The sequence below is a fragment of the Tsuneonella flava genome (assembly GCF_002870965.1).
Lineage (GTDB): Bacteria > Pseudomonadota > Alphaproteobacteria > Sphingomonadales > Sphingomonadaceae > Tsuneonella > Tsuneonella flava.
The window spans coordinates 265616-287189 of the sequence record NZ_PHSO01000004.1; the positions used below are offsets into that span (position 1 = coordinate 265616).

A 21574-nucleotide genomic window follows, 5' to 3' on the forward strand; every position below is an offset into this window, starting at 1 on the left:
AACTGACCGCGGGAGCAAAGGTGCCCTTCCCATTTACTCCCTTACCCGGCAAGGGAGCGTCATGGCACGTTCCAACCCATCGATACTGTTCGTGTGTCTCGGCAATATCTGCCGGTCCCCGATGGCGGAGGGCGCCTTGCGGCAGGCTGCCGATGCCACCGGGCTGGCGCTGACGATCGATAGTGCAGGCACTTCGGCATATCACATCGGTTCCCCGCCCGATGGCCGCGCTATCCGCACTGCGGCATTGCACGGCGCGAACATCGCGGGCCTGCGTGGGCGGCAAGTGGCGGATGAGGATTTCGAACGGTTCGACCTGATCTTCGCGCTCGACGAAGTGAACCTTGCGGACCTGAGAGATCGCGCGCCGGCCGATTGCCGTGCGGAAATCGCGCTGCTGATGGACTGCGTGCCGGGCCGCGCGGGCGAAGCGGTTGCCGATCCGTATTACGGCGGCGAAGAGGGTTTCGAAGAGACATGGACCGATGTCGCTGCCGCCGCTCAGGCATTGGTGAAACGGTTCGGCGGGTAGCGTAGGGGCGACTTTCTCCGGCCTCCTCGCGGCGAGACATGGACCACATGTTACACTGTCCAGAACACGAAAAACGGACTGGGCCCGAAGCCTGTTATCCAAGCGATTTTCGTTCAGGTTGAGTATGTTGGCCATCGCCGCACAATGGCGCCTGGGTTGCATGTAGGACAGCGCGAAATGTTTGCGGGCTAAGTAGGACGTCGGAGCTTCGGAGAGGTGAGAAGGCGGAGACCCTTTACGTCAGCATCGCCCCTGCCCCCGTCGCCCCGGACGTGATCCGGGGCCCGGCTTCTTCTGGGGCAACGCTGAAGGATAAGCGGGACGCCGGATCGGGTCCGGCGTGACGGGTTCGCAAAGGCAGTTCCCGTCTCCTTCCCTGAAAGAGACAGGCCAGTCGTCCATTCACGTCTTCGCTCGGCGCGCTGTATCATCCATGCCATAACCTGCTCTGGCAGCTTAGGAGATCCGTACCCAAAACCCCGTCGCCCCGGACCCGATCCGGGGCTCGGCTTTCTTCCGGGGCAACGCTGAAGGACAAGCAGGATGCCAGATTAAATCCGGCGCAATATCGCCGCCACAGCAGTTCCGCGCCTCTCGCACCGAAGGCGAAAGCGCCCTCAGCCTGCTTTCTTCTTCGCCTTGCGCGCTACACCGCTGAGGCCTTTGGTCAGTTGGAACAAGCCGTTCAGGCGGCTTTGCGGATCGCCCCATGCGCGGCTGAGCACCAGTTTCATATCGGGGCGAAGCTTGGCGGTTTCGCCCACCCGTTCGACCCAACCGATCAGCCCTGCCGGAGCAGGGAAGTCGTCGTTATGGAACGTCACCAGCGTACCCCGCGCGCCGACATCGATCTTGGCGATATTGGCATCGATAGCCTGCTGCTTGATTTCTATCAGACGCACAAGGTTGGCGGTCGGCTGCGGCAGCGGACCGAAGCGGTCGATCATTTCTGCCGCCAGCGCCTCGACCTCGCCCTTGTCCTTCGCATCGTTGAGGCGACGATAGAGCGCCATACGCACCGCGAGATCGGGCACGTATTCTTCCGGGATCATGATCGGCGCATCGACGGTGATCTGCGGGGAGAACGCATCCTTCGCCGGTTCCAGCCCCATCGCGCCTGCCTTGGCCGCCACAATCGCGTCTTCCAGCATCGACTGGTACAGTTCGAAACCGACTTCGCGGATGTGGCCCGATTGTTCGTCGCCCAGAAGGTTGCCCGCCCCGCGAATGTCGAGATCGTGGCTGGCAAGCTGGAACCCCGCCCCCAGACTGTCGAGATCGCCCAGCACTTTCAGCCGCTTCTCCGCCACTTCGCTCAATGCTGTGTCGGCAGGCGTAGTGAGATAGGCATAGGCACGCAGCTTGCTGCGCCCCACCCGCCCGCGCAGCTGGTATAGCTGGGCCAGCCCGAAACGGTCGGCGCGGTGGATCACGATGGTGTTGGCGCTGGGAATATCGAGCCCGCTTTCGACGATAGTGGTCGACAGCAGAACTTCGTATTTCCCTTCGTAGAACGCGCTCATCCGCTCTTCTACTTCGGTGGGGGACATCTGGCCGTGCGCGGCGATCGGCTTCACTTCGGGCACATGTTCGCGCAGCCAGTCTTCGACTTCGGCCATATCGGAAATCCGCGGCACGACGATGAAGCTCTGCCCCCCGCGATGGTGTTCGCGCAGCAGAGCTTCGCGCATCACCATATCGTCCCACTCCATCACATAGGTCCGCACGGCGAGGCGGTCGACCGGCGGGGTCTGAATGGTGGAAAGTTCGCGCAGGCCGCTCATCGCCATCTGCAATGTGCGCGGGATCGGAGTTGCGGTGAGCGTCAGCACATGCACATCGGCGCGCAACTGCTTCAGCTTTTCCTTATGCGTAACCCCGAAGCGCTGTTCTTCGTCGACGATCACTAGACCAAGATCGCGAAACTCGGTCGATTTGGAGAGGATCGCGTGCGTGCCTACGACGACATCGACGTCCCCCTTCCGCAAACCGTCGCGGGTATCGCCCATCTCCTTCGCCCCGACCAGTCGGCTGAGCCGCCCGACTTTGAGCGGAAAGCCGGAGAAACGGGCAGCGAAGTTCTCGTAATGCTGGCGGGCGAGCAGCGTAGTCGGAGCGACCACCGCCACTTGCTTGCCCGCCATCGCCGCCACGAATGCGGCGCGCAGCGCGACTTCGGTCTTGCCGAAACCGACATCGCCGCACACCAGCCGGTCCATCGGCTTGCCCGATGCCAGATCGCCCAGCACATCGCCGATGGCGCGATCCTGATCGTCGGTTTCTTCCCACGGGAAGCGTTCGACGAACTGATTGAAGCTGTCGCCATCCGCCTCCAGCGCCGGGGCCGTGCGGAGCGCGCGCTCGGCCGCGGTAATCATCAGCTCACCCGCGATCTCGCGGATGCGCTCTTTCAGGCGGGCGCGGCGTTTCTGCCATGCTTCGCCGCCCAGCCGGTCGAGCGGAACCGTCTGCTCCGCCGCGCCATACCGGCTGAGCACTTCGAGGTTTTCGACCGGGACATAGAGCTTGTCGCCCCCGGCATATTCGAGCATCGCACAATCGTGGTGGCTCTTCCCCACCGGAATCGCTTCCAGCCCGCGATAGCGCCCGATCCCGTGCTCGACATGGACCACCAGATCGCCTGCGTTGAGCGCGGCGAGTTCGGCCAGGAAGGCATCGGCATCCTTGCGCCGTTTCTTGCGCCGTACCATCCGATCGCCCAGCATGTCCTGCTCGGTAATCAGATCGATCTGATCGTTGGTGAACCCGGTATCGAGCGGCAGGACAAGCGCGACCGGCTTGCCCTTGGCCGCCAGCCCCAGCGCTTCCTGCCATGAATCGGCCAGTTGCGTCGGTGCGCCCGCTTCGGTCAGGATCGAGGACAGCCGCGCCCGGCTGCCTTTCGAATAGGCGGCCAGCATGGGTCGCTTGCCCGCCTTGCCGACTGCCTTCAGATGATCGGCGGCGGCGGCATAGATATTATCTCCCCGCGCCCTTTCCGGGGCGAAGTCGCGGCCCGAATGGAACCCGAAATCGATCACGTGGTCGCTCTCCGGCTCTGCAAATATCGACGCGCGATGGATCGGACGGTCTTTCAGCGCTTCCCCGAATTCGTCACCCGTCAGATAAAGCGAGTCGACCGCCAGCGGACGATAGCTGCCTTCGGAATGTTCGACACGCTGGCGGTGATAATCGGCCACGTCGGCCAGCCGTTCTTCGCCCGCCTGCAACGCACCTGCATCGATGACCAGCAGATCATCCTGCCCCAGATGATCGAACAGCGTCGCCATCCGCTCTTCGAACAGCGGCAGCCAATGCTCCATCCCTGCCAGCCTGCGCCCGTCGCTGATCGCCTGATAGAGCGGATCCTGCGTGGCGTTCGCGCCGAACATTTCGCGATAGCGGCTGCGGAAGCGCTTGATCGAATTCTCGTCGAGCAACGCCTCGCTCGCGGGGAGCAGCAGGTGACTGTCGAGCACACCGGTGCTCATCTGCGTCGATGGATCGAACGTCCGCAGCGATTCCAGATCGTCTCCGAAGAAATCGAGCCGCAGGCCCTGATCCAGCCCCGAAGGGAATACGTCGAAAATCGACCCGCGCACCGCGAATTCACCGTGATCGATCACGGTATCGGTGCGCGAATAGCCCTGACGCATCAGCATAGCGGTCAGCTTGTCATGCGGGATCACCGCACCGGGGCGAAATTCCTGCACCGCCTCGCGAATGCGGAAAGGCGTAAGTACCCGTTGCAGTAATGCGTTGACCGTTGTGACGAGCAACTGGCTGCCTGCCTTGCCCACTTGCAGGCGATGCAGCGCAGCCAGCCGCTGGGCGCTGATCGACAGAGCGGGGCTGGCCCGATCATAGGGCAGACAGTCCCATGCCGGGAATTCGATCACGTCCAGTTCCGGCGCAAAGTACTGCGCCGCTTCGGCCACGGCATGCATCGCGGCATCGTCGGGCGCGATGAACACCGCACGCCCTTTCGCCACACGCGCCAGATCGCCCAGCACCAGAGGCTGGCTGCCACGCGGCAGCGAAGCCAGAGTTAGCGGTGTACGGGCATCGAGTAAGCGGTGAAGATCGGGCATGAGGGCACTACAGGCTTAAGGAATCGGGAGTTATTCGTCGGCAAGACGCGCTCCCTGCCGCATCAGTCGCCTGCGCGCCACCCCCCGAGCACGCGATTGACCAGCGCACCGGCGATAAGCCCAACCAGAGCAGCGGCGACATCGATCTTGAAATCGACCATCTGCATATCGCGGCCGGCGTGCATCGTTCCCTGTAACACTTCGATTGCGCCACCGAACAGCGCCAGCAACGCCAGCAGTACGATCATATACCATCGCGGGAACGCCAGCCGCGACAGGAAACCGAGCGTCACGAAAGCGAATGCATGGTCGATATTGCCACCGCGTCCGCCGAGGTTGACGGGGGCCAAAGCGAGGTAAGCTATCGCGACAGCGGCAATCAACAGAGCGAGGCGGACGAGCCAGGCGAGCGCGCGCGGCGGATGCATAGTACTGGAACTCATGAACAATTCGGTAGCCTTGAATGGATACTGTTGGCTTGTCGGTAACCCTAGCGGATCAAATCTGAACGTAATCCAGCCGCTTCATCGCGGCCATCTGATCCCCGACAAACTCCTCAGGCACAATTTGCGTTCCCAACGCCCATGCCATGATGTCCACATCCTCTTCTTCCAGCAGCGCTTCGAACCATGCCATTTCGGTTTCGCCCCATTCGGGATGGAAACGATCGAAGAAACCGCCGATCATGTAATCCGCCTCGCGCGTGCCGCGATGCCATGCACGAAACTTCGCGCGAGCAAGGCGAGTGGCAAAGGCGGGCATATCTTCTGGCGTCGTCCTGGACATAGCTGGCCCGGTAGAACCCCACCCGACCAATGGCAAGCAATGGGATTGTGTAGCCGACCAGACAGAGAGCGCAGAACCCATCGTTCAATATCTCCGATAACCACCGATGGAGCCATCGGGATAATGTTCTTTCCACACGCTATCGTGGATCCGCAGATTGACCGACTGCGGCCTCAGGCCGGCGGTATCCAGCGGACAGCCAGTTGCGTTCACTCTTTCAACCACCTGCGGCAATGTCGGCCCGCTTCCCGCCTGATATCCGCGCAGGAGGTAGAGGTGGAATTCATTCCATTGGTCGAATACCCACAGATCGTGCCATTCGAATTGCTTCGGTCGCCAGATCGAGTTGTGGCATCCAAAGAATCCCGGCCCGGCAAACATCGGCATCGCATCAGGCGTGAGAAGCAGAATGTAAGCCGCCCGATAGACAAGGAATTGCAGCAGATCCAATCCATCGGATGCCCGCATATGTTCGATCACGTCCCCCATAATTACGAGGTCGGTAACGAAAAACGGATCGTCGAACAGCGATTCCGGCAAATCCGCGCGCGCCGTCAACCCGGCGTACTTACCCGATCCGGCACCGATATCGATAACGCTTCGCGGTGCAATCGCGCGGAGAAGTTCGACCACCGCATCATCGAATGTGTTTCGCGATGTATGCTGATATTCCAAAAACTCGGCGGCATCCATCGCAAACTCCAATGATAAATGAGTCATTTATAAATTAGCAAGTCATTGTTATTAATTATTTTATATCTGTATTTACAGCACACTCAAGAGGCGTGACGAAGCGAGCGGACGCCAGCACAGACCGGCTTCGCATTCGCGCCCAAACACGATAGGGCTGGTGCGATGCGCCCCGATATTCTCAACCCCCTGTTTGCTGAGCTCGACACACTCGATGGTGTCGGGCCGAAGCTGAAGAAGCCGCTCGATAAACTGGGCCTGACGCGGGTACGCGATGTGGCCTATCACCTGCCCGATCGCTTCGTGACCCGCCGCCCGGTCGCGAACCTCGACGAAGCGAGTGTTGGGGAGCAAATCGTCATCCCCCTTACCCCGACAGAGCATCGTGCTAACAGCAGCGGGCGCGGCCCCTATCGGGTGCTCGCCGCCGATGCGCTGGGGAATACCTGTGCGCTGACTTATTTCGGGCGCGCCAGCTATTCCGCGAAAAAACTGCTGCCGGTTGGCGAACAGCGCTGGATTGCCGGCCGTCTGGATGAATACGGGCAAATGCTGCAGATCGTGCACCCCGATCATGTAGCCGAAAGCAGCGAGGGGTTGCTCGCTACCTTAAACGAGCCGGTCTATCCGCTCGCCGCCGGGCTTACGCAGCCCAAAGTTGCCGGACTGGTCGATCAGGCGCTGGCCCGGCTGCCCGATTTGCCAGAGTGGATCGAACCGGGGCAGTTTTCCAGGGCGGAATGGCCAACGTGGGTGGAGGCGCTGAAACTGGCGCACAAAGGGCACCATCCGGCTGCGCGCGACCGGTTGGCTTATGACGAACTGCTGGCCAACAGTCTGGCGCTGATGCTGGTGCGAGCCGACAACCGGCGGCGCAAGGGGCAGGCGCTGCGCGGCGATGGGCGGTTGCGGGACAGGCTCGCCCTGCCCTTCCCGCTCACCGGCGCGCAGCAGCGCTCCATTGGCGAAATCGAAGGCGATCTGGCGCAGGACACGCCTATGCTGCGGCTGTTGCAGGGCGATGTCGGCGCGGGCAAGACCGTGGTCGCGCTGGAGGCGATGCTGGTGGCTATCGAGGCAGGCGCGCAGGCCGCTCTGCTCGCCCCGACCGAAATCCTTGCGCGGCAACATTACGAAACGCTCCGCAAGCTGGCCGCGCCAACTGGCATCGAAATCGCGCTGCTCACCGGGCGCGACAAGGGGCGCGCACGCGAAGCGATCCTGATGGGATTGCACGATGGCTCTATCGATATGATCGTCGGCACCCACGCCATTTTTCAGGACGCCGTCACTTATCGCAACCTGGGGCTGGTGGTGATCGACGAACAGCATCGCTTTGGCGTGTCGCAGCGCCTGATGCTGGCGCAGAAGGGGCGCGTCACCCCGCATACGCTGGCAATGACTGCTACCCCAATCCCGCGCACGCTGACACTGGCGCAATATGGCGAGATGGATGTCAGCCGGCTCGACGAATTGCCACCGGGGCGGCAGGCGATCGATACCGTGGTGGTTTCCGTCGAACGCATGGGTGAAGTGGTCGATCGTCTGGCGGCGGCGATTGCGGGCGGCGCGCAGGCCTATTGGGTATGCCCGATGGTCCGCGAGCTGGAGAGCGAAGACATCGCCGCTGCCGAGGCGCGCTTCGCCGCGCTCCGTGAGCGCTTCGGAGACGATGTCGTACTGGTCCACGGCCAGCTCAAGCCTGAACTGAAAGATGCGGCGATGGAACGCTTTGCTTCGGGGCAGGCCAAATTGCTGGTCGCAACGACAGTGATCGAAGTCGGCGTCGATGTCCCCAACGCCACGCTGATGGTGATCGAACAGGCCGAACGGTTCGGGCTGGCGCAGCTTCACCAGCTACGCGGGCGGGTCGGGCGCGGCAGTGCGAAATCGGTCTGTGTGCTGATGCGCGGCGGCGAACTGAGCGAGACCGGCAAAGCGCGCCTCGCGCTGATGCGTGAGACGCAGGACGGGTTCCGGCTGGCGGAGGAAGATCTGCGGCTGCGGGGCGGCGGCGAACTGCTGGGCACCCGGCAATCGGGAGACACACCGTTCCGCATTGCCGAACTGGAACAGATCGAACGCCTGCTTCCTCTCGCTCACGACGATGCGCGATTGCTGATGGAGCGGGATGGCGGCCTCGCCAGCGAACGCGGCCAGGCGGCGCGCACTATGCTTTATCTGTTTGAACGCGACTGGGGCGTACAGTTACTGCGCGGGGGATAGAGAGAGCCCCCGTCGACGTTGGCCTTCAGCTCGCCTTGGCGTCTGGCGCGTACTTTTCCATCAGCTTGTAAGCCTTGGCATACCACTCGCTGCCCGGATAGTTCGCCCCCAGCACAGCAGCGTATTTCTTCGCCTCTTCGGGAATGCCGAGCGCCAGATTGGTTTCGGTCAGGCGGAACAAGGCCTCTGGCGCGTGGCTGGTGGTCTGGAAGTTATCGACCACGTTGCGGAACCGTAGCGATGCCGCCAGCCATTTGCCGCTCTTTTCATAATAGCGACCGATTTCCATTTCCTTGCCCGCGAGGTGATCTTCCACCAGATCGAGCTTCAGCCGCGCATCGGTGGCATATTCGGTCGCCGGATAGCGGCGGACCACTTCGCGCAGGGCGGCGCGCGCCTGTTCGGTTGTTTTCTGATCACGCGTAATGTCGCTGATCTGTTCGTAATAGCTGAGCGCGATCAGGTAATACGCATAAGGCGCATCCTTGTTGCCCGGATGGATCGAGAGGAACCGCTGCGCGCTGCTGATCGCCTTGTTGTAATCGCTGGCGACGTAGTAGCTGAACGCACTCATCAACTGCGCCTGACGCGCCCACGGCGAGTAAGGGTGCTGGCGTTCCACCTCGTCGAACAGCGCGGCGGCCAGCTTGGGCTGCCCACGGTCGAGCCGATCCTTGGCCGAATTATACAACGTCTCCACATCGCGGGCGACGTAGGCGGTATCCTTGGGCTTGCCCCCGCTCCCGGCACACCCGGTCACGACCAGCGAAGAACCGACGACTGCGGCGACGAGAGCGAGCTTGAGCGGGCTGCGTGAAACGATCTGCATAGGGCCACGCCTATAGCCAGCGCGCACGTGAACGCAAAGTGAAGTTATCGCCCTCACCCACCGTTCATTTTCCTACACGCCGCAAAATGTGCATCAGGCCGCCCCGCCATCCCCGCCCTGTCGCAATAAAGGAGCCTGCCATCATGACCCGCCGCGCTGACAATCGCACCATCCGCGTCCCCGGCAATCACGACGATCTGCCCGCCTTCGATCCCGTCCCCCGCAAATCGAACCGGCACGACGGGTGGACGCCCGAGCGACAGCGCGCATTCATCGGCGCGCTGGCCGACACCGGCAGCGTGAAACGCGCCGCGATGCACGTAAACATGAGCACAGTGGGCGCCTACTATCTCCGCCGCCAGGCCGGTGCGGAGGGATTTCGCCGCGCGTGGGAATGCGCGCTCGATTTCGGGGTACAGCGGTTGAAGGACGAGGCCTTCGAACGCGCGCTCAACGGCCAGCTTTCCCCGGTGTTCGTCGGCGGCAAGCTGAAAGGGTTTCGCCGCGTGAAGAACGATCGGCTGCTGATGTTCTGCCTGCGGATGAACATGCGCGGGGAAGACGGCCGCCGCCTGTCCGCCAGCTATTTCGATCCCGGCGCCTTCCGCCTGTCGGGAAGCGACGATTCGCAAGCCACCACCCGCCTCGGCGCCAGCATGACCGCCCCCGCCCTCACCCGCGCGGAGAAAGACGATATGAACGCCGCGATGATCGAACACTTCGATCCGGTGCAGATGTCCTTGCCGGATATCGAGGCAATGCAAGCCAAACTGGCCGAACTCGCCGCCTGGCACCGCGCCGAGGAAAACGGCCCGCCCGACGGCCAGATGGAACCCCATTTCGTGATGCTGGGCAAAAACAAGGACTGGGCCGACGTCGGCGAACTGGAAGGAATCGTCGAGACCGAAGATGAACTGGAACCGTTCAACCCGGACGAGGATGACTGGCGTTGGCTGGATGAAAATGACGGCAAAACCGAACAGACATAACAGCAAAGGTGCCGCACAGGCCCCTTCAACGGCCGAACATCTTCGTGCCCTCGTGCCTTCGTGTGAGTGAACAGCCCGAACCTATCCCGCCGCTGGACAATGCAGGAGATAAATTCCGAATGGCCCATGTCCACTATCGTCGGAACATGGGCCACTCAGCTATCGCTGGCCGTCAATGAAAGGCACTCATCCCCCCAATTCGCGAAGCTGGGATTCGAATTTGGCGCGCAGCCCCTCGTCAGCGTTTTCAAGCTGAGTGCGAATGTCTGACATCAGCCGCCTCGACAAACCTTTCATCCGGCTTTTCGCTTTTCCGCTGAGCAGCAGCAGCCCGACACTGACAATTGTCATCAGCACCAGAGTTATCGTCCACCGGCCAATCGACTCCTGCGCTTCAGTCGAATACCGCAATACCATTTCGGACGTTTGCGCCATTTTGTAGATAAGCAGCAGCCACCCCAACCCTGTGACAATGCTAACGATTTTCGCCCACTTCTTCAGCTTGGCATGGCTGTCCCGCGCCTTCTGCCATTCGGAGAAATCCCGCGCGATGGTGTCTTTATCCGACATACTAACCTCCATTGATACGATTCATATCTTTGTCTGGTCCCGGTCGTTTGGAAATCACCGGGACGGATCGATCCGCAGAGTCAGCATCCCCTGCTTCAACTTGTTGCCCGCAAAGGACACGGGAACGCCGCTGGCAGTGGTCATCAATGGTTCGTAGTCGATAGAATAGAGGTTACCGGCAAACCGCAGCTTCGACGGCATCTCCATGCGAAGCTGCGCCTCCTCACCGGCAGTCATTCCGGCCAGTTTCCCCACCAGGCTCCATACAGGGTCAAATGCGCCACTGGCTCCATTCGGGCCCATCGTGATGAAAACCGTGCCCGCCTTCGCGACGGTTCCATTTTCGCGCAACATCGCGAGCCCGTAGTTCTCCGTCGGGGATGAGCGCCCTGAACAGAGCAGGAGCGGAGAACCGGCCAGATCATCCCCTTCGCTCGGCCCACCCTCTTCCTTGTAGAAGAGGCAGTTGTTCGGCGCAGCTTCATGAAATTCTGCAATCAGTGCAGCGCGTTCATCGACACCGGGTGCAGCGGGCTGGCTGGCAGCCTGTTCCTGCGCCGCGCTGTCTGCGCCCCCTTCTGTCTGGCCGGAATCAGAACCGCACCCGGCCACCAGCGCAGACATGCCAATCGCCAGCAACAGGCGGCTTGGCAGAGCGACTTTCGACATCAAACTGATTGATGCTGTCATTTCATTAACCCTCACAATCTCAAGATTTATCCGAAGCGACCCGAGATTATTCTGGCGACATCTTATGGTCGCCTTTCATCAGCTCAAACGAACACCAATCATTATCGTAACAATTTGCGGGTCTTCGATTTGAGGAGAGTTACGTTTTTCATATGCACCGGCCCGTTATCCTTCGGGCCGTTTCGTCATCCAATAGAGAAATCGGTTAATCGATCTCTGTCCCCACGATATAGGTGTATAACCAATCTATCATCCGGGAACGGCCAATGAATGCGTTTTAAAATATCGCGATAATAGAAATAAGATACTGATCAAGCGACTGAAATTAATCATCGACATCACCCCCCTATCGATCACTTGATCGAATATTTACAAATGGGTCATGTGACGTCAAGTTTGAACAAACTGCACATGAATTTGAATTACCACTCAATATGCGGAATAAATGTGGAAAAAGTTCCAGCATTGACAGCAACTTACGATTATTTCGATGCTGAGCTTCGAAACACGCGCTGGTCCTGGTCTGCCATCAGCCGAGACGGACGGACGGACGGTTGTAGTCTCATTGTGAGACGACGAGATCAAGCAGGACGGATCGGTTGATTTCTTTCATCATCCCCGCCTCGATTGGTGGCGAGATCGGCTAGGAAACCATTTTCGTATCAAAGATCTGGCTTACGCAAGGGATAACTGTGGCGGAAAATTCCGCGTTGTCCGTCTTAAAGCAGCCGATACCAATGCGCTTAACCGCAAGACTATCTGGCGTGCCGCAGACCCGCATACCGTGATGGAACTGGTCCGATTGGACACGTCGACCGGAGAGTTCTCTGCAAAGCCGGTTCGCTAGCTATTCCTCGCCCATCCGCAGCGCAGCAATAAACGCCTCCTGCGGGATGCTCACATTGCCGTATTCGCGCATCCGGGCTTTGCCCTTCTTCTGCTTTTCCAGCAGCTTCTTCTTGCGGGTGATGTCGCCGCCGTAACACTTCGCCGTCACGTCTTTCCGCAAGGCGGCGATGGTTTCGCGGGCGATGACTTTGCCGCCGATGGCCGCCTGAATCGGGATTTTGAACAGGTGGCGCGGGATCAGGTCTTTCAGGCGTTCGCACATGCCGCGACCGCGCGCCTCGGCCACGCTGCGGTGGACGATCAGGCTCAGCGCGTCGACCGGTTCGTTGTTCACCAGAATGTTCATCTTCACCAGATCGCCTTCGCGCAGGCCGATCTGTTCGTAATCGAAGCTGGCATAGCCGCGGCTGATGCTCTTCAACCGGTCGTAAAAATCGAACACCACTTCGTTGAGCGGCAGTTCATATGTCACTTGCGCGCGGCCGCCTACATAAGTCAGCTCGGTCTGGATGCCGCGGCGATCCTGACACAGTTTGAGAATCGCGCCGAGGTATTCGTCGGGGGTGTAGATCGTGGCCTTGATCCACGGTTCCTCGATCGTTTCGATCCGGCTGGGATCGGGATAATCGGCCGGGTTATGGAGGTAGATTTCGCCCGCCGCCTCCGTCTTGCTGGCGCGCAGTTCGATGCGATAGACCACGCTGGGCGCGGTGGTAATCAGATCGAGATCGTATTCCCGGCTCAGCCGTTCCTGAATGATTTCAAGGTGCAGAAGACCGAGGAAGCCACAACGGAAACCGAAGCCGAGCGCCGCGCTGCTTTCCATTTCAAAGCTGAAGCTGGCATCGTTGAGCCGCAGGCGGGCGATCGATTCGCGCAGCTTTTCGAAATCGGCGGCATCGACCGGGAACAGGCCGCAGAACACCACCGGCTGCACTTCCTTATAGCCCGGCAGCGCAGTGGTCGCCCCGCCCTTCACCGTGGTGATCGTGTCACCCACGCGGGCTTGTTCGACTTCTTTGATCTGCGCGGTGACGAAGCCGATTTCGCCCGGGCCGATTTCGGGCAGGTCCACCCGCTTGGGCGTGAACGCGCCGACGCGGTCGATCAGGTGTTCGGTGCCGCCCTGCATGAACTTGACCTGCAACCCCTTGCGGATCGCGCCGTCCATCACGCGCACGAGGATGACCACGCCGAGGTATGGGTCGTACCACGAATCGACCAGCATCGCCTTGAGCGGGGCATCGCGGTCGCCCGTGGGGGCGGGAATTTTGGCGACGACCGCTTCCAGCACGTCTTCGATGCCGATGCCCGATTTGGCGCTGGTGAGCACCGCTTCGCTAGCATCGAGGCCGATGATGTCCTCGATCTCCGCCTTGACCTTCTCCGGCTCCGCAGCGGGCAAGTCGATCTTGTTGATGACCGGCACGATTTCGTGATCGTGTTCGATAGACTGATAGACATTCGCCAGCGTCTGCGCCTCAACCCCCTGCGCCGCATCGACCACCAGCAACGCCCCCTCGCACGCCGCGAGGCTCCGGCTGACTTCATATGCGAAGTCAACGTGGCCGGGGGTGTCCATCAGATTGAGCTCATACGTCTCGCCATCGTGCGCGGTGTAGTTCAGGCGAACGGTCTGCGCCTTGATCGTGATCCCCCGCTCGCGCTCAATGTCCATGTTATCAAGGACTTGCTCACTCATCTCACGGTCGGTAAGCCCCCCGCAAAACTGGATAAGCCGATCAGCCAGGGTCGACTTTCCGTGGTCGATGTGGGCGATTATTGAAAAATTGCGGATGCGGGAAAGCTCAGTCATTCGCCGCCCTTAGCCGCGCCGATGCGCCCTGTCAGCAGGGGAAGATCAGGCGAATGTCATTCGCTACTGTAGATCGGTCTGCGAAACGACCGTTCGCTCTCACCTTGCCAGACATGTCACATCGCATCGCCGAACGTCACCGTCGCTGCTTGCAAACGTATTGGCAGAAGCGCACTGTTCAGCGCTGAAACATCCGCCGGAAACAAACTTGACGGCGCCCTTTCACAACGTGCAAATCAGCATCCCGACAACGGGCAGCCGGTAGAAGGAAACGTTTTTGTCCGATCCCATGCAATTCGCCGATGTCTCCATCATGCGAGCGGGCGGGCGCGATTTGCGGGTGGCTCATTGGCGATTGAACCAACCATCCGATCGCTTTCCGGTACTGTTCTTCAACGGCATTGGCGCAAGCCTGGAAATCGTCGCCCCCTTGGCGGAGGCGCTCTCCAACCGCGCATTCATAACCTTCGATATGCCCGGCATAGGTGAATCACCCGAACCGATTGTACCATATACTCCTCAGACCATGGCATGGACCGCAGCAAGATTGCTCCACCGGCTTGGCATCTCTCAGGTCGATATCATGGGCTTCAGTTGGGGCGGTGTGATCGCGCAGCAACTTGCATTGCAGTATGGTGCACGCGTGCGCCGGGTCATTTTGGCAGGCACCACTGCAGGGTTGCTGGCTGTTCCCGGCTGCCCGCTGGCTCTCGCCCGGTTAGGGGATGCACCACGCCTCGCCGGCCGCGACGAAGGCGGACGTATCGCGGCGCGGATCGTGCCCCCAACAATACGCGGATATGCCTATCAACTGATGGCAATGGCTGGTTGGACCAGCGCGGCCGCTCTGCCCTTTTTGAAGAAGCCGGTATTGATAATGGCGGGCGAACGCGACGATGTGGTTCCGCTGGCCAACGCCCATATTCTGAAAGGCCTGATTCCCGAAGCGAAGATGGAAATTTTCGCAGACGGGGGTCACCTGTTCCTCGCTACGCACCGTGAACAAGCGCAGACGGCAATCCGCACGTTTCTCGATGCGCCGGATATGGAGGGGGATGTCTGATGCGACATATCGCAATCGTCGGCTCCGGGCCCGCCGGATACTACACTGCGGAGGCCGCTCAGAAACAGTGGGGTGACGATGTTCGGGTCGATGTTATCGACATGTTGCCCGTGCCGTATGGCCTTATTCGCACAGGGGTCGCCCCGGATCATCAGTCGATCAAAGGTGTCAGCCGACGGTATGAAAAAACGGCTCTGACCGAAAATGTGCGTTTTGTCGGCAACGTTATGATCGGGCGCGATATTTCCGCGAAGGAGCTAAAGGCACTGTACGACGCGGTTATATTCGCCACCGGAGCGCCCAATGACCGCGCGTTGGACTTGCCCGGTGAAGACCTCGGCAATGTCTTTGGCAGTGCGGCCTTCGTTGGATGGTATAATGGCCACCCGCAATTTGCCGGTCTCGATCCCGACTTGTCAGGCAGGAACGCCGTGGTGATCGGAATGGGAAATGTCGCACTCGACGTCGCGCGCATCCTGTCAAAGACCGACAGCGAGCTCGAAGGGAGCGATATCGTCGCACACGCACTCGATCTGCTGCGGAATTCCCGGACTTCGACGATCACAATTGTCGGCCGACGCGGGCCCCATCAGATTATGATGACGCCCAAAGAACTGAGTGAGCTGATGAACCTCACTCGTGCCAGTCCACGAGTTAATCCGGCGGACTTACCGGAGCCAGAGGAAGACGCATTTCTGGAACCGGGAGTGCGAAAATCGGTCGGTCTGCTACGCAGTTTCGCGGCCATTCCGGAAAGTGAACGTGCCGACAAGACAATAGAAATCGACTTCGACATGTTTGCCAGCCCGGTGCGGTTCATCGGTGAGGGTAAGGTTTCTGCGCTGGAGATAGAGCGGACACGGGTGGAATCTGGCCGCGCCGTGGGCACGGGCGAGATCTATACGATCCCCGCCGATTTGGTTGTCTCCTGCATCGGCTATCGCAGCTCACCCATCCCCGACGTGCCATTCGATGAACGCGCCGGACGGTTTGCAAACGATGGCGGGCGGATTGAATCCGGTTTGTATTGTGTGGGCTGGGCCCGACGGGGACCGACCGGTACAATTGGCACAAACCGGCCCGACGGCTTCTCGGTCGTCGAAAAGATTGCCGAAGATTTCGACACTGGTGCGATCGCCAATGTCCCGCGCGAAGGGCGCGTTGGCCTCGACAAGCTGATTGCCGAGCGCGGCATCGAAGTCGTCACCTTCCGCGACTGGAAGAAAATTGAAGAAGCAGAGGAACAGGCCGCTCGCGAAGGTGCGCCGCGCGAGAAATTCGTAGATGTGGAGGCGATGATCCGCGCGCGCCAGTGATCTGGAACTGAGGCATCGTTCCAACTCGGATGCGTAACATCGCCCTATAGACACATCAGTTGCGATGTGAGACTTTCCTCTCCAATAATACAAGAGAGGATTTGCGGCATGGCAACTTATGATCTGATTGTCCGCGAGGGCACCATTGTCGATGGCACTGGCAAAGAGCGATTCATCGGTGACATCGCAGTGAAAGATGGCCTGATCGCGCAAGTAGGCGCGATCACCGGCGATGCCACTCAGGAAATCAATGCCAGCGGAATGATTGTAACTCCTGGCTTTGTCGATGTGCACACTCATTACGATGGGCAAGCGACCTGGGACCCGGAAATGGCCCCAAGTAGCTGGCACGGAGTGACAACTGTTATCATGGGCAACTGCGGTGTTGGCTTTGCCCCTGCCGCCCCCGACCGCCACGAATGGCTGATTGGCCTGATGGAAGGAGTTGAGGACATTCCCGGTACAGCTCTGGCCGAAGGAATGAAGTGGGATTGGGAAACCTTTCCCGAATACCTTGATGCTTTGGAAAAACTGCCACGCACAGTCGATGTCGGCACCCACGTGCCCCACGGTGCAGTTCGTGCTTACGTTCTGGGTGATCGGGAAAAACCCGGGGCCGTTCCCACTGATGACGACATCGCGAAGATGGGCAACATCGTGGAAGAAGGTGTACGTGCAGGGGCGCTGGGTTTTTCAACCAGTCGCACGGTGATCCATAAATCGGTCGATGGCGAGCTAGTCCCCGGTACAACTGCCACCGCAGAAGAGCTGATCTCGATCGGCAAGGCGATGGCGCGTGCAGGGCACGGCGTGTTCGAGATGGCCAGCGACCTGAAACGCGAATGGAATGAATTTGACTGGATGGGAACGCTGAGCCGCGACACCGGCTTGCCCGTTACATTTGCGGCGCTGCAATCGATTGCCAAGGAAATGCCGCTGGACGAACAGATTGCTGCGATGCGCGCGGAGAATGACAACGGCGCGAACATCGTCGCTCAGATTGCCCTGCGGGGTAACGGGATCGTAATGGCGTGGCAGGGCACGGTTCACCCATTCCGTTTTCGCCCAAGCTGGATGGCGATTTCCGATCTTGGATGGGCGGAGCAGAAGGCGAAGCTGCTCGATCCTGTATTCAAGGATCAATTGCTGGCGGAAGAAAACGACTTCACAGGAGCCCCTCAAGATCTCATCCATCTGTTCATGGTGATCGTGAACGGCTGGTCCGCTCAGTTCGAAATGGACCCGGATTTCGATTACGAACCGCCTGCTGAATCCTCCATTCAAGCACGAGCCGAGAAGGCTGGCGTGGGCCCACAGGAATATGCCTACGACCTGCTATGTCGTGACGATGGCAAAGGGTTTATCTATCTGCCTATCCTCAATTATCAGGATGGTAATCTCGACTTTCTCGAAGCGTTGCAGGCGAGCGACGACACCGTCAATTCCTTAAGTGACGGCGGCGCCCATTGTGGCACAATCTGCGATGCCGCCAGCCCTACTTTCATGCTCCAACATTGGGTCCGCGATCGGAAGCGCGCCGCTGCGCGTAACAGTGGCAAAGTCAGCCTGGAACATGCCATCAAGCGACAATGTCGTGATACCGCCCTACTTTATGGGCTGGAGGACCGCGGACTGATCGCGCCCGGATATCTCGCAGATCTCAACATCATCGACTTTGACCGCCTGAAGCTCGGCAAACCTTGGCTGGCATTCGACTTACCTGCGGGCGGTAAGCGATTGTTGCAAAAAGCAGATGGCTATGTCGCCACAATCAAAGGCGGCGTTGTGACGTTCCGCGAAGGAGAATGGACGGGAGCAACACCGGGCAACCTTATCCGTGGTCCACAGCAAGTCGCAATGCTCGAGGCTGCGGAATAAAGAAGGGTAATCACAGTCCCTACCGTCGTTTCACACACCGAAACGACGGTAGGATCAAATAGCTATTCAGGATGATCGTTTATTCAGAGCAGTAGCAAGGCTGAGGGCGACAAGTATAACAGTGCAGAGGGTCTCGCCCCCCCCTTTTGACTAAAGCACCACCACCGGAAGGGGGCAGGCACCGAAAGGCCGCCTTGCATTCGAACCCGATCAAACCCGCATCGGCATCAATACGTAAAGCGCCGGGCTTTTTTCATCCTCACGGATCAGTGTAGGGGCACCCGCGTCGGCAAGATGCAATTCCACTGTATCACTGTCGATCTGATGAAGGATATCCTTCAGGTAATTGGCGTTAAAGCCAATCTCCATCCCTTCGGCACGATAATCGGCAGGCACTTCTTCCGCTGCCGTTCCGTTATCCGGGCTGGTCACAGACAAAGTGACGCGATCGTTCTCCAGCCCCATCTTCACAGCACGTGTTTTTTCAGTGGCGATGGTCGCCACACGATCTACGCCAGCATAAAGGCTCTTGGGATCGAGCTTGAGGAGTTTATCGTTCCCGGTGGGGATCACCCGGCTGTAGTCTGGGAAAGTGCCGTCGATCAGCTTGCTGGTGAGCACGACTCCACCCTCACCACCTAAAGTGAAGCGAATCTTGCTCGCGGAAAGGTCGATCTGGACGTTGCCGTCCATTGATTCATCCAGCAACTTACGCAATTCGGCCACCGCTTTGCGCGGCACGATCACGTCAGGCATCCCTTCGGCACCTTCAGGGCGAGCGATCGTGAACCTTGCCAGTCGATGGCCATCGGTCGCGGCAGCTTTCAGAACCGGCTGTTCATCATCCGAAACATGGAAGAAAATGCCATTCAGGTAATAGCGGGTTTCTTCAGTGCTGATCGCAAAGCGCGTGCGATCAATCAGTTCAGCCAATGTCTTGGCGGGAAGTTCGAAGCGGGTCGGCAAATCGCCTTCAACGATCACAGGGAAATCGTCGCGCGGCAAAGTCGGAAGCTGGAACCGGCTACGTCCCGCTTTCACGATCATGCGATTATCGGTAGTTTCCAGGCTGACCTGACTACCATCGGGCAGCTTACGGGCGATGTCGAACAGCAAGTGTGCCGAAACGGTGATCGCGCCGCTATCTTCCACCGAAGCCGCAGCAATATTTTCCACCACCTGCAAATCGAGGTCGGTCGCCATCACTTTCAGCGAACCACCGTCCGACGCGTCAAGCAGGACGTTTGACAGGATCGGGATCGTATTGCGTCGCTCAACAACCGATTGGACATGGGAGAGACACCGCAGCAGTGTCGCGCGTTCGATAGTGGCCTTCATCGGTCCTACTTTCAGCCTTCTGTGCGCGCTAGCGACCGGAATCGCCCGCCAGCGCCGAAATATGTCGAAACAACCTTAGCGATGGCAGGAGATGGGACAAGGGTGCGATGCACTACTGCGCCCTGTCATAACCGATTCCTTGGGGATAATTGCCCCCAATCTTCCGCCAAACTCCGCAGAGCGACAAAATCGCCCTACCGCCAGGTCAACCCAACATCGCCATCCCGCCATTGACGTGCAGCGTCTGGCCCGTGACATATCCTGCCTCTTTCGAAGCGAGGTAAGCCACAGCAGCTCCGATATCGCTGCCTTCCCCCATACGGGCCATCGGTATTTTCGCGTTGATCGCTTCCTTTTGCGCGTCATTCAATGCGTCGGTCATCGCAGTGCGGATGAAGCCGGGCGCCACACAATTCACCGTGATTCCGCGACTGGCCAGTTCCTGAGCGAGGCTCTTGCTCATCGCTGTCAGCCCGCCTTTTGCAGCCGTGTAGTTCATTTGACCCGGATTACCGGTCGTTCCCACTACGCTGGTAATCGAAATCATGCGACCAAAGCGTGCCTTCATCATTGGCCGGGCAGCGGCCCGCATCAGGCGGAACGATGCCTCCAGATTGACGCGGATCACATCATCCCATTCGTCATCCTTCATTCGCATCGCGAGATTGTCGCGCGTAATACCGGCATTGTTCACGAGGATATCAAGCTGCCCCAGCGTATCCACGGCGGCGGGGATCAGTTTCTCCACGCTTTCCGCGTTGGAGAGATCGCACGTAATTTCAACGTGGTCACCGCCAAGCTCGTCGTTCAACTGCTCCCGAAACACGCGCAGCTTATCGGCGTTCGAACCTGACAGGGCCAGGCGTGCGCCCTGACTAGCAAGCGCACGTGCAATTTCCGATCCGATACCCCCACTGGCACCGGTCACGAGCGCAGTCATTCCTTTGAGCGAAAACATCATCCGATCTCCTTTGCCAGCGCTTCCAGGTCTTCCATCGAAACCACGCTGATAGCGACAGCTTCCTTATCTGTGCGTCCAATCATCGGGCCCAGGACTTTTCCGCCAAGCTCAACAAACTGTTCGACGCCCGCTGCGCGCATGGCCAACACACTTTCCCGCCAGCGAACCCGCCCGCAAACCTGCTGCACCAGCAAGCCCAGTTCTTCCATCGGGTCAGTGACGGGAGCAGCAGTCACATTGGCATACAACGGCAGCGCAAGCGGGCCCGGCGGAGTCGCTTTCAGAGCCTCTGCCATCGCGTCGGCGGCAGGTTGCATCAGGCCGCAATGAAACGGGGCAGACACCGGCAACAACACGCCACGCTTGATGCCAAAATCCTTTACCTGAGCCACAGCCCGTTCGATCGCGCCCTTGTTGCCCGACAGGACGACCTGCCCCGGATCGTTATCGTTCGCGACCTGGCACACCTGCCCTTCGGCGGATGCGTCTGCCAATGCCTGAGCCTTGTCCAAATCGGCACCGAGCAGTGCACACATCGCGCCGTTGCCAACCGGCACCGCCGCCTGCATCGCCTGCCCACGCAGCTTCAACAGTCGAGCGGTATCGGCCAAGCTAAATGCGCCCACGGCGCACAGCGCGGTATATTCCCCAAGACTGTGGCCGGCGACACAATCGCCCTTTTCCACAAGCGAAACGCCAAACTCACTTTCCAGAACCCGGAGCGTGGCAATCGCATTGGCCATAATCGCTGGCTGAGCGTTCTCGGTTAGCGTCAGCTGATCGTCGGGCCCTTCGGCCATGATAGTCGACAGCTTCTGCCCCAGAGCATCGTCAACTTCTTCAAAAACCGCGCGCGCCGCTGCGCTGGCTGCGGCGAGGTCGGTGCCCATGCCGACCTTCTGGCTCCCCTGCCCGGGAAATACGAACGCTCTCATCTTGCTCTCCAGTGA

At 59.6% G+C, this 21574-nt stretch carries 17 protein-coding genes; 6 read left to right on the top strand and 11 right to left on the bottom strand.

The genetic code is table 11. The annotated features are described in order from the left end of the window. Positions 1-61 precede the first annotated feature (61 nt). On the top strand, positions 62-532 hold the full coding sequence (locus CV013_RS04860) for a low molecular weight protein-tyrosine-phosphatase (RefSeq protein WP_102154136.1): 471 nt from the start codon (positions 62-64) through the stop codon (positions 530-532). Between the two features lie 617 nt (positions 533-1149). Here the strand turns inward: CV013_RS04860 and mfd are convergent. The 4 genes from mfd to CV013_RS04880 all read right to left on the bottom strand — a co-directional run bounded on the left by mfd (position 1150) and on the right by CV013_RS04880 (position 6129). Then, positions 1150-4623 carry a transcription-repair coupling factor gene (gene mfd / locus CV013_RS04865; RefSeq protein ID WP_102154137.1) on the bottom strand — a complete coding sequence of 1158 codons (3474 nt, stop codon included), beginning with the start codon at positions 4621-4623 and terminating at the stop codon, positions 1150-1152. A 62-nt stretch (positions 4624-4685) separates the two neighbouring features. Next, complete coding sequence (locus CV013_RS04870) at positions 4686-5066, bottom strand: VanZ family protein (RefSeq protein ID WP_123639941.1); 381 nt, start codon at positions 5064-5066, stop codon at positions 4686-4688. Between the two features lie 55 nt (positions 5067-5121). Further along, a complete protein-coding gene (locus CV013_RS04875) occupies positions 5122-5409 on the bottom strand; it encodes an FAD assembly factor SdhE (RefSeq protein WP_102154139.1) in 288 nt (95 codons plus the stop codon). 84 nt (positions 5410-5493) lie between these two features. Then, the gene (locus CV013_RS04880; RefSeq protein WP_123639940.1) at positions 5494-6129 is read right to left on the bottom strand and encodes a hypothetical protein; all 636 of its coding nucleotides are present in this window, start codon (positions 6127-6129) and stop codon (positions 5494-5496) included. A gap of 135 nt (positions 6130-6264) precedes the next feature. On the opposite strand from CV013_RS04880, the gene recG reads away from it, so the two are divergent. Further along, complete coding sequence (gene recG / locus CV013_RS04885) at positions 6265-8325, top strand: ATP-dependent DNA helicase RecG (RefSeq protein WP_102154141.1); 2061 nt, start codon at positions 6265-6267, stop codon at positions 8323-8325. A gap of 25 nt (positions 8326-8350) precedes the next feature. On the opposite strand, the gene CV013_RS04890 is transcribed toward recG, so the two are convergent. Next, the gene (locus tag CV013_RS04890) at positions 8351-9148 is read right to left on the bottom strand and encodes an outer membrane protein assembly factor BamD (RefSeq protein ID WP_102154540.1); all 798 of its coding nucleotides are present in this window, start codon (positions 9146-9148) and stop codon (positions 8351-8353) included. A 149-nt stretch (positions 9149-9297) separates the two neighbouring features. Between CV013_RS04890 and CV013_RS04895 the strand changes: the two genes are divergently transcribed. Beyond that, positions 9298-10143, top strand: coding sequence for a hypothetical protein (locus CV013_RS04895; protein ID WP_102154142.1), 846 nt, complete (start codon positions 9298-9300; stop codon positions 10141-10143). A 186-nt stretch (positions 10144-10329) separates the two neighbouring features. On the opposite strand, the gene CV013_RS04900 is transcribed toward CV013_RS04895, so the two are convergent. The 3 genes from CV013_RS04900 to lepA form a co-directional block, all read right to left on the bottom strand. Beyond that, complete coding sequence (locus CV013_RS04900) at positions 10330-10713, bottom strand: hypothetical protein (protein WP_102154143.1); 384 nt, start codon at positions 10711-10713, stop codon at positions 10330-10332. Between the two features lie 54 nt (positions 10714-10767). Continuing rightward, a complete protein-coding gene (locus tag CV013_RS04905; protein WP_123639939.1) occupies positions 10768-11403 on the bottom strand; it encodes a hypothetical protein in 636 nt (211 codons plus the stop codon). Positions 11404-12250: 847 nt separating this feature from the next. Next, a complete protein-coding gene (gene lepA, locus CV013_RS04910) occupies positions 12251-14068 on the bottom strand; it encodes a translation elongation factor 4 (protein ID WP_102154145.1) in 1818 nt (605 codons plus the stop codon). Positions 14069-14345: 277 nt separating this feature from the next. Here lepA and CV013_RS04915 point away from each other — a divergent pair, with 277 nt between their 5' ends. The 3 genes from CV013_RS04915 to CV013_RS04925 all read left to right on the top strand — a co-directional run bounded on the left by CV013_RS04915 (position 14346) and on the right by CV013_RS04925 (position 18325). Beyond that, complete coding sequence (locus CV013_RS04915; protein ID WP_223805287.1) at positions 14346-15131, top strand: alpha/beta fold hydrolase; 786 nt, start codon at positions 14346-14348, stop codon at positions 15129-15131. Further along, complete coding sequence (locus tag CV013_RS04920) at positions 15131-16447, top strand: FAD-dependent oxidoreductase (protein WP_102154147.1); 1317 nt, start codon at positions 15131-15133, stop codon at positions 16445-16447. The genes CV013_RS04915 and CV013_RS04920 overlap by 1 nt, the downstream gene beginning before the upstream one ends. Before the next feature lie 108 nt (positions 16448-16555). After that, positions 16556-18325, top strand: a complete 1770-nt coding sequence (locus CV013_RS04925; RefSeq protein WP_102154148.1) for an N-acyl-D-amino-acid deacylase family protein — start codon at positions 16556-16558, stop codon at positions 18323-18325. Positions 18326-18535: 210 nt separating this feature from the next. On the opposite strand, the gene dnaN is transcribed toward CV013_RS04925, so the two are convergent. The 3 genes from dnaN to fabD form a co-directional block, all read right to left on the bottom strand. After that, the gene (gene dnaN, locus CV013_RS04930; protein ID WP_102154149.1) at positions 18536-19663 is read right to left on the bottom strand and encodes a DNA polymerase III subunit beta; all 1128 of its coding nucleotides are present in this window, start codon (positions 19661-19663) and stop codon (positions 18536-18538) included. Positions 19664-19868: 205 nt separating this feature from the next. Next, positions 19869-20621, bottom strand: coding sequence for a 3-oxoacyl-[acyl-carrier-protein] reductase (gene fabG / locus CV013_RS04935; RefSeq protein ID WP_102154541.1), 753 nt, complete (start codon positions 20619-20621; stop codon positions 19869-19871). Further along, entirely contained in the window at positions 20621-21559 is a 939-nt protein-coding gene (gene fabD / locus CV013_RS04940) for an ACP S-malonyltransferase (protein WP_102154150.1), read from the bottom strand. Before fabD ends, fabG begins: the two co-directional genes overlap by 1 nt. Positions 21560-21574: the final 15 nt, after the last annotated feature.